7 protein-coding genes are annotated in these 8,155 nt (G+C 70.4%); 5 read left to right on the forward strand and 2 right to left on the reverse strand.

Translation table 11 applies throughout. From position 1 onward, the window contains the following. The first annotated feature begins 32 nt into the window (after nt 1–32). Complete coding sequence (gene manA / locus C3492_RS02420) at nt 33–1,184, forward strand: mannose-6-phosphate isomerase, class I (protein ID WP_103810005.1); 1,152 nt, start codon at nt 33–35, stop codon at nt 1,182–1,184. 168 nt (nt 1,185–1,352) lie between these two features. Next, nucleotides 1,353–2,333, forward strand: a complete 981-nt coding sequence (locus tag C3492_RS02425) for a cation diffusion facilitator family transporter (RefSeq protein WP_103810006.1) — start codon at nt 1,353–1,355, stop codon at nt 2,331–2,333. 21 nt (nt 2,334–2,354) lie between these two features. Here C3492_RS02425 and lepB read toward each other — a convergent pair whose 3' ends face one another. Beyond that, nucleotides 2,355–2,912 (reverse strand): signal peptidase I, encoded by a 558-nt coding sequence (gene lepB / locus C3492_RS02430; protein WP_103810007.1) that lies wholly within the window; start codon nt 2,910–2,912, stop codon nt 2,355–2,357. 482 nt (nt 2,913–3,394) lie between these two features. On the opposite strand from lepB, the gene ahcY reads away from it, so the two are divergent. Both ahcY and C3492_RS02445 read left to right on the forward strand, forming a co-directional pair. Beyond that, nucleotides 3,395–4,852 carry an adenosylhomocysteinase gene (gene ahcY, locus C3492_RS02440; RefSeq protein WP_103810008.1) on the forward strand — a complete coding sequence of 486 codons (1,458 nt, stop codon included), beginning with the start codon at nt 3,395–3,397 and terminating at the stop codon, nt 4,850–4,852. Between the two features lie 268 nt (nt 4,853–5,120). Continuing rightward, nucleotides 5,121–5,735 (forward strand): hypothetical protein, encoded by a 615-nt coding sequence (locus C3492_RS02445; protein WP_103810009.1) that lies wholly within the window; start codon nt 5,121–5,123, stop codon nt 5,733–5,735. A gap of 35 nt (nt 5,736–5,770) precedes the next feature. Here C3492_RS02445 and C3492_RS02450 read toward each other — a convergent pair whose 3' ends face one another. Beyond that, nucleotides 5,771–6,718, reverse strand: coding sequence for an RDD family protein (locus C3492_RS02450; RefSeq protein ID WP_181140149.1), 948 nt, complete (start codon nt 6,716–6,718; stop codon nt 5,771–5,773). A gap of 143 nt (nt 6,719–6,861) precedes the next feature. Here C3492_RS02450 and C3492_RS02455 point away from each other — a divergent pair, with 143 nt between their 5' ends. Beyond that, nucleotides 6,862–7,869: a stage II sporulation protein M gene (locus C3492_RS02455; protein WP_103810010.1), complete on the forward strand. Its 1,008-nt coding sequence runs from the start codon at nt 6,862–6,864 to the stop codon at nt 7,867–7,869. The last annotated feature ends 286 nt before the right edge of the window (nt 7,870–8,155 follow it).

Genomic DNA, 8,155 nt, shown 5'->3' on the forward strand with positions numbered 1-8,155 from the left:
GAGCAGCGTACGTACGGAGACAGAGAAGACACATGGATCGCCTCGACAACACCATCCGCCCCTACGCCTGGGGTTCTCCCACCGCCATACCGCACCTCCTCGGCGTCGAGCCGACCGGAGAACCCCAGGCGGAGATGTGGATGGGCGCGCACCCGGGCGCGCCGTCACGCACCGCGCGCGGCACCCTCGTCGAGGTCATCGATGCCGACCCGGAGCGGGAACTCGGCGCCCGCGCGGTCGCGAAGTTCGGCCCCCACCTGCCGTTCCTGCTCAAGATCCTCGCCGCCGGCGCACCCCTCTCCCTCCAGGTGCACCCCGACCTGAAGCAGGCCAAGGAGGGATACGCCGACGAGGAGCGGCGCGGCATCCCGGTCGACGCCCCCTACCGCAACTACAAGGACGCCAACCACAAGCCCGAACTGATCTGCGCCCTCACCGAGTTCGACGGCCTGTGCGGTTTCCGTGACCCCGTCCGGGCCGCCGACCTGCTCGACGGGCTCGGCGTCGACTCCCTCAAGCCGTACGTCGACCTGCTGCACGCACACCCCGAGGAAGCGGCCCTGCGCGAGGTCCTCACCGCGGTCCTCAGCGCCGACCCGGAGGAGATGGCCCACACGGTCGCCGAGGCCACCGCCGCCTGCACCCGCCTCGGCGGCGCCTACGCCCCCTACGCCGACATCGCCCACCACTACCCGGGCGACCCCGGCGTCATCGCGGCCATGCTGCTCAACCACGTCCGGCTCCAGCCCGGCGAGGCCCTGTTCCTCGGCGCCGGCATCCCGCACGCCTATCTCAACGGCCTCGGCGTCGAGATCATGGCCAACTCCGACAACGTCCTGCGCTGCGGCCTGACCCCCAAGCACGTCGACGTCCCCGAACTCCTGCGCATCGTCCGCTTCGAGCCCAGCGACCCGGGCGTGCTGCGCCCGGAGGCATCCCCGGAGGGCGAGGAGGTCTACGAGACCCCGATCGACGAGTTCCGGCTCTCCCGGTACGTCCTCCCCGAGGGCGGCGCCGCCCACGACCTCACCCGGGACACCCCGCAGATCCTTCTCTGCACGGCCGGCACCGTCCGGGCGGGCGAGCACGAACTGCGTCCCGGTCAGTCGGTCTTCGTCCCGGCCGGCGAGCGGGCGGAGATCAACGGCGCGGGCACGGTCTTCCGCGCCACCGTGATCGTGTGACCCAGGCTGTGGTCAGCCTGTGGATCATATGACCGGGGTTGTGGATACCTGACGCACCAGTGCCCGGCCGGACTGCAAGAATGGCCCACCGGCAAAGGCCGGGCAAAGCCGGGCACTCGTCCGGACGGACGCACCAGGACGACAGAGGCGAAGGGACAACGCGAACACATGAGCGCGTCAGGCGGTACCAAGGCGATCGTGGCGGCACTCGGCGCCAATCTCGCCATCGCGGCATCGAAGTTCGTGGCGTTCGCGTTCAGCGGCTCCTCCTCGATGCTCGCCGAGGGCGTCCACTCGCTCGCCGACTCCGGCAACCAGTTCCTGCTGCTCGTCGGCGGCAAGAAGGCACAGCGCCAGGCCAGCCCGCAGCACCCCTTCGGCTACGGCCGCGAGCGGTTCATCTACGCCTTCCTCGTCTCGATCGTCCTCTTCTCCATCGGCGGCATGTTCGCCATCTACGAGGGCTACGAGAAGGTCCGCCACCCGCACGACCTGGAGCACTGGTACTGGCCGGTCGGCGTCCTCGTCTTCGCGATCATCGCCGAGGGCTTCTCCTTCCGCACGGCCATCAAGGAGTCCAACGGCCTGCGCGGCACGCTCTCCTGGAAGGAGTTCATCCGCCGCGCCAAGGCACCCGAGCTGCCCGTCGTCCTCCTGGAGGACTTCGGCGCGCTGATCGGTCTGGTCCTCGCCCTCGGCGGCGTCGGCCTCTCCCTGCTCACCGGCGACGGTGTCTGGGACGGCATCGGCACCCTCTGCATCGGTGTCCTGCTCGTCCTGATCGCCCTCGTCCTGGCCGCCGAGACCAAGTCGCTGCTGCTCGGCGAGGCCGCCGGTCTCGAAGACATAAAGAAGATCGAGGCCGCGATCGTCGACGGCGACACCGTCACCCGCATCATCCACATGCGCACCCTCCACCTCGGCCCGGAGGAGCTGCTGATCGCCGCCAAGATCGCCGTCCAGCACGACGACACGGCCACCGAGGTCGCCGGCGCCATCAACGCCGCAGAGGCCCGCATCCGCGCCGCCGTCCCCATCGCCCGCGTCATCTATCTGGAACCGGACATCTACAGCGAGGCCGAGGCCGCCGAGGGCCCGGACCCGAAGGCGACCCCGGGCGGCCCCACCCCGCACCCCGCGGGTCACTGACGAAGCCGTGCGGTACGGCCCTCAGCCCTGAGCCGGCTGCATGGGCCAGGGCGCCGGCGGCACCGTCGGCGCCTTCCGCCGCCGCACCACCACGGCGGCGATCCCCAGCCCGGCACCGATGAGCACCAGCAGACCGCCCACGAGCAGGGCCGTACCCAGCAGAGCCGGTCCCGTACGGTCCTTCGTCACCCGCCCCCGCACGGCGTCCACCGGAACGGTCCCGCCGTGACCGGCGGCGAAGAAGCGGGAGTCCATCGAGTCGGACCGGTGGTCACCCATCAGGAACAGCCGGCCCTGCGGCACCTTCACGTCGTACGGCCGGTGCACACCGTCGGCGTCCCCCTCGTAGACGTACGGCTCCTTGACCGGCTTGCCGTTCACGGTGACCCGCTCCTCGGAGCCCACGGTCGTGCAGCACGCCACACGGTCACCGCCCACGCCGATCACCCGCTGCATGAAGACACCCTCGGACCGGTAGCGCCCCGGCAACGAGAACACCACGACGTCACCGCGCCGCGCCTCACTCCCGTCCACCCGCTCCCAGATGATCCGGTCACCCCGCCGGTACGTCGGCTCCATGCTCTGGCTCGGCTGCGTGCCCGTGCCGTACGCGCCGCGCCCGTACACGAAGGCACCCCCGGCCAGCACCACCCCCAGCAGCCCCACCACCAGCGCCGCGATCCCCAGGCCCCGCCCTCTGCCCGCCATGTCCCGTCCCCTCTACGCGGCCCGTCCGCGGCGCGGAGAATAGCGGCCCTCCGTGAACGCTCCGTGCCCTCGGCTCGCCGTGACCGCTCGACGCACCCTCCCTCGTCGCCCGTCGAATGCTCAGGCGGACTGGGGCCGACCGGGCCGTCCGGTGTAGCTTGGGACGGAGCCAGACGTCGCTGCTGATGGCGGTCGGGCGGTCCCACGCGGACCGACCGAGGGAGAGAGGGCCTCCGACGGACTGCGCTGCGCGTACGCGGGCATGCCTGTGTCCTCTTCTCGGGCACCCCTGTGTCCGCCGCCGCGCAGACCAGCCGTACCCACCTCGCCCCAACCCCGAGGAGCAGCTCGTAATGACGACTGTCGAGAACCGGCAGGACTTCAAGGTCGCCGACCTCTCGCTGGCCGAGTTCGGCCGCAAGGAGATCACCCTCGCCGAGCACGAAATGCCCGGCCTGATGGCGATCCGCAAGGAGTACGCCGAGGCCCAGCCGCTCGCCGGCGCCCGCGTCACCGGCTCGCTGCACATGACCGTGCAGACCGCCGTGCTCATCGAGACGCTGGTCGCCCTCGGCGCCCAGGTCCGCTGGGCCTCCTGCAACATCTTCTCCACCCAGGACCACGCCGCCGCCGCCATCGCCGTCGGCCCGAACGGCACGCCGGACAACCCGCAGGGCGTCCCGGTCTTCGCCTGGAAGGGCGAGACCCTGGAGGAGTACTGGTGGTGCACCGAGCAGGCGCTGACCTGGCCGGACAGCCCCACGGGCGGTCCGAACATGATCCTGGACGACGGCGGTGACGCCACCCTCCTCGTCCACAAGGGCGTCGAGTACGAGAAGGCCGGTGAGGTCCCCGCCCTGGAGACCGCCGAGTCCGACGAGCACCGCGTCATCCTCCAGCTGCTGCACCGCACCCTGGGCGAGAACCCCCAGAAGTGGACCCAGCTCGCCTCGGAGATCCGCGGCGTCACCGAGGAGACCACCACCGGTGTCCACCGCCTGTACGAGATGCAGCGCGACGGCGACCTCCTCTTCCCGGCGATCAACGTCAACGACGCCGTCACCAAGTCGAAGTTCGACAACAAGTACGGCTGCCGCCACTCCCTGGTCGACGGCATCAACCGCGCCACCGACGTCCTGATCGGCGGCAAGACCGCCGTCGTCTGCGGCTACGGCGACGTGGGCAAGGGCTGCGCCGAGTCCCTGCGCGGCCAGGGCGCCCGCGTGATCGTCACCGAGATCGACCCGATCTGCGCCCTGCAGGCCGCGATGGACGGCTACCAGGTCACGACCCTCGACGAGGTCATCGACAAGGCCGACATCTTCATCACCACGACCGGCAACAAGGACATCATCATGGCCTCGGACATGGCCAAGATGAAGCACCAGGCCATCGTCGGCAACATCGGCCACTTCGACAACGAGATCGACATGGCCGGCCTCGCCAAGATCCCCGGTATCGTCAAGGACGAGGTCAAGCCGCAGGTCCACACCTGGACCTTCCCCGACGGCAAGAAGATCATCGTGCTGTCCGAGGGCCGCCTGCTGAACCTGGGCAACGCCACCGGCCACCCGTCGTTCGTGATGTCCAACTCCTTCGCGGACCAGACCCTGGCCCAGATCGAGCTGTTCACCAAGCCCGACGCGTACCCGATCGGCGTCTACGTGCTGCCCAAGCACCTCGACGAGAAGGTCGCCCGCCTCCACCTGGACGCGCTCGGCGTCAAGCTCACCAAGCTGCGCCCGGAGCAGGCCGCGTACATCGGCGTGGAGGTCGACGGACCGTACAAGCCGGACCACTACCGCTACTGATCCGGTGATTCCGTAGTCCGGCCCGCCGGGGGAGTGCGCCGGTGCACCGACGCACCCTCCCCGGCAGCAGGTCCTCCGAGGCAGGCCCCCGCACCTCCGTGCCGGGGGCCTGCCCCTTTGGCTCCTGAGGGCCTGCCCCCTGGCGCCCTGACCCAAGGCTTCCAAGACCCGGAGCCTCCGGGAGCCAGGAGTTTCCCGGACCCCTCGCCGTACCGCTTCCGGACCGATGCCTGCCGGCCGGATCAGCCCGTCAAGACCCAGGACCCCCATGCCCCGCGGCCGTTATTCGCTCCATGATCCGCACGATCACACCCCCCTCGCGGACGAACACTTCCAGTGCGCCCCCGGCCCGTCCGGCTGGCGCTACGTCTCCCGGCTGACCGGACCCGCCGGTGACCACCGCGGCTCGGTGGACCTCGCCCTGGACGACCTCGGCCGCCCCATCCGCCTCGAACTCCACGCGGGTGACTGGCAGGTACGCGGCGCCGCCCTCGACGGCGTCACCTGGGTCCGCACCGACCCCACCGGCACCCAAGCCACCGAAGGCAATGTGCGCGCCCACGCCTTCACCGGCACGTCCCCCGCATTCCTCATCGCCACCGCCCGGCTCCTGCGCCTCACCCCCTCGTCCGCCGCGACCCGCGTACGCCTCGTGGCCTTCACCGACCCCGTCCTCGCCCCCCGCACCGTGGACCAGTCCTGGGCTCTGGTGAACAGCGAAGCACACGCCACTGACAACGGCCCTCTGACCGTGGACGAATACCAGGTCACAGCCCTGGACACGGGGGAGCGGCACACCGTCCACATCGCCGGCGACGTCGTCCTCGCCGCACCCGGGATCGAGCTGGAAGACCTCCAGTCACCGCCGTCGCGATTCGACTGAACCCGTACCCCGAACCCGGTGCCTACGGCTCCGTGCTACGCCGGCGGCGCGAACCCCGTGGCCGGCCGGTCGGCCCGCGGCTCCTCCCGCGGTGGCGCCGACGGGGGAGCGAAAGGGGCCTGCGGCGGCTGCGGTGCGGCTCCGTCTCCCGTCGGCGATGCTGCCGACCGCGCCACCGGCTGTGCTCCGGGCGCTGCCATCGGCGGAGTAAAGCCGCCGAACGGCACACCGCCGCCCCTCCCGAACGCCAGCCGGGCTTCACGGGACTGCCGCTCGTGCACCACGGCCGCCAGGAAAGCGGCCGGAGGCAGATCCCGTGGCACCGGCGTCCCGGTCCGCTCCGCGAGGTCGGCCGCCAGCCGCTGCGCCATGCCCGTCGAGACCTGCGGATCAAGCTGCTGCATCCGGGTCAGGTACTGCCGGACGGCGAGCCACAACCCGTCCGGGACCGCCGACAGGTCCAGCTCGGCGAACCGTCCCGCGAGCCACGGCGGAGGAGGCGGAACGAATCCGGTCCGCCCGGCGGGTATCCGTTCCCGCACGACCAGGGTGCCCGCGAAAACGTCCCCGAGCCGCCGCCCCCGCGCCGAGACCAGCGAGGCGATGCAGGCCACCACCCCGAACGTCATCAGGATCTCCACCACCCCGATCGCGCCCCGTACCAGCGCGTGCCGGAAGCGGATCGGCCCACCGTCGTCCCGCACCACGCGGAGCCCGAACGCCAGCTTCCCGAGCGAACGGCCGTGACTGAGCGTCTCGACGGCTATCGGCCCGCCGACCAGCACCAGCAGAAACGCCGCGATCGACAGTGCCAGCTGCGCGGCCTCGTCCAGCGAAGCCGTCGACACGGCCAGCACCAGCATGACGACGATGTACGCGACCACCGCCACGACCAGGTCCAACAACACGGCCAGCGCCCTGCTCGGCAGCTTCGCGGGCCGCAGTTCGAGCGCCACCGCCTCGCCCGTCACCAGCTCACTCACGCCCGCCGCCCTTCCCTGGTCTGCCCCCTGACCCGCAAGTCTGCCAAGCTGAGGACGCATCGCGCCGCAGTACGACAAGCTGACAGCAAGCACGAGCGCCAACGACGAGCCGTGGACGACCAGCCGAGGAGCAGGCAGACCCGATGGACCTGGACGTTTTCGTCTCCGTACACCGAGCCGAATGGGACCGGCTCGATGCACTGCTCGGCCGCCGACGCCGGCTCACGGGCGCCGAAGCAGACGAACTCGTCGCCCTCTACCAGCGCACCGCCACCCACCTGTCCCTCATCCAGTCGAGCGCTCCGGACCCGCAGCTGACCGGGCGGCTCAGCCAGCTCGTGGCACGCGCGCGCAGCACCGTCGCCGGCACCCGCCGCGCCTCATGGCGTGACGTCACGCGCTTCCTCGGCCAGGGTTTCCCGGCAGCCGTCTACCGCACCCGTCACTGGTGGGTGCCCACAGCGCTGGTCTCCACCGCCATCGCCATCCTCCTGGGCTGGTGGATCGGCACCCATCCCGAGGTGCAGTCGTCCATCGCGGCACCCAGCCAGCTGCGCGAGCTGACCCGGCCCGGCGGTGAGTACGAGACCTACTACTCCAGCCATCCGGCAGCCGCCTTCGCGGCCCAGGTGTGGACGAACAACGCCCAAGCGGCGGCGATGTGCCTGGTCCTGGGTGTCTTCCTCGGGCTGCCCGTCCTCTGGATCCTCTTCCAGAACATGCTCAACCTGGGCGTCGGCTTCGGGCTCATGTCCTCGGCCGGCCGCCTCGACACCTTCCTCGGCCTGGTCCTCCCGCACGGCCTGCTGGAACTGACCGCGGTCTTCGTCGCCGCCGGTACGGGACTGCGCCTCGGCTGGACCGTCATCGACCCCGGCCCGCGCACCCGGCGCGCGGCGCTCGCGGAAGAGGGACGGGCCGCCGTCGGCATGGCGATCGGCCTGGCCCTTGTCCTGTTCGTCTCCGGGGCCATCGAAGGCTTCGTCACCCCCTCCGGCCTGCCCACCTGGGCCCGCATCGGCATCGGTGTCGCCGCTGAGCTGGCGTTCCTTGCCTACGTCTACGTACTGGGCGGACGTGCCGCACGCGCAGGTGAGACGGGGGACCTCGAAGCGATGGACCGCAGTGCCTCGGTCCCCACGGCCGCCTGACGGCCGGGCGGATGTGCACTCGACCCCTGTGAGCTGCTAATCTCCTCTTCGCCCCGCAAGAGCCGTTGACACGGAGGGAGTGGGGAGGTAGATTCAAACAGTTGCCCGGAGCTGGACAGGCTCGGTAGCAACCGATAGAATCTATGAGCTTCCTCAGAAGTCCTGAGTGACATTCCGGGAAGCACCCCCTGATTACTCAGAAATGAGCGGCTGGTTCGACTGGCCAAAAGCTTCTGATAAAGTCGGAACCGCCGGAAAGGGAAACGCGAGAGCGGGAACCTGGAAA

Origin of the sequence: Streptomyces sp. Ru62, assembly GCF_002920615.1 — a bacterium.
GTDB lineage: Bacteria > Actinomycetota > Actinomycetes > Streptomycetales > Streptomycetaceae > Streptomyces.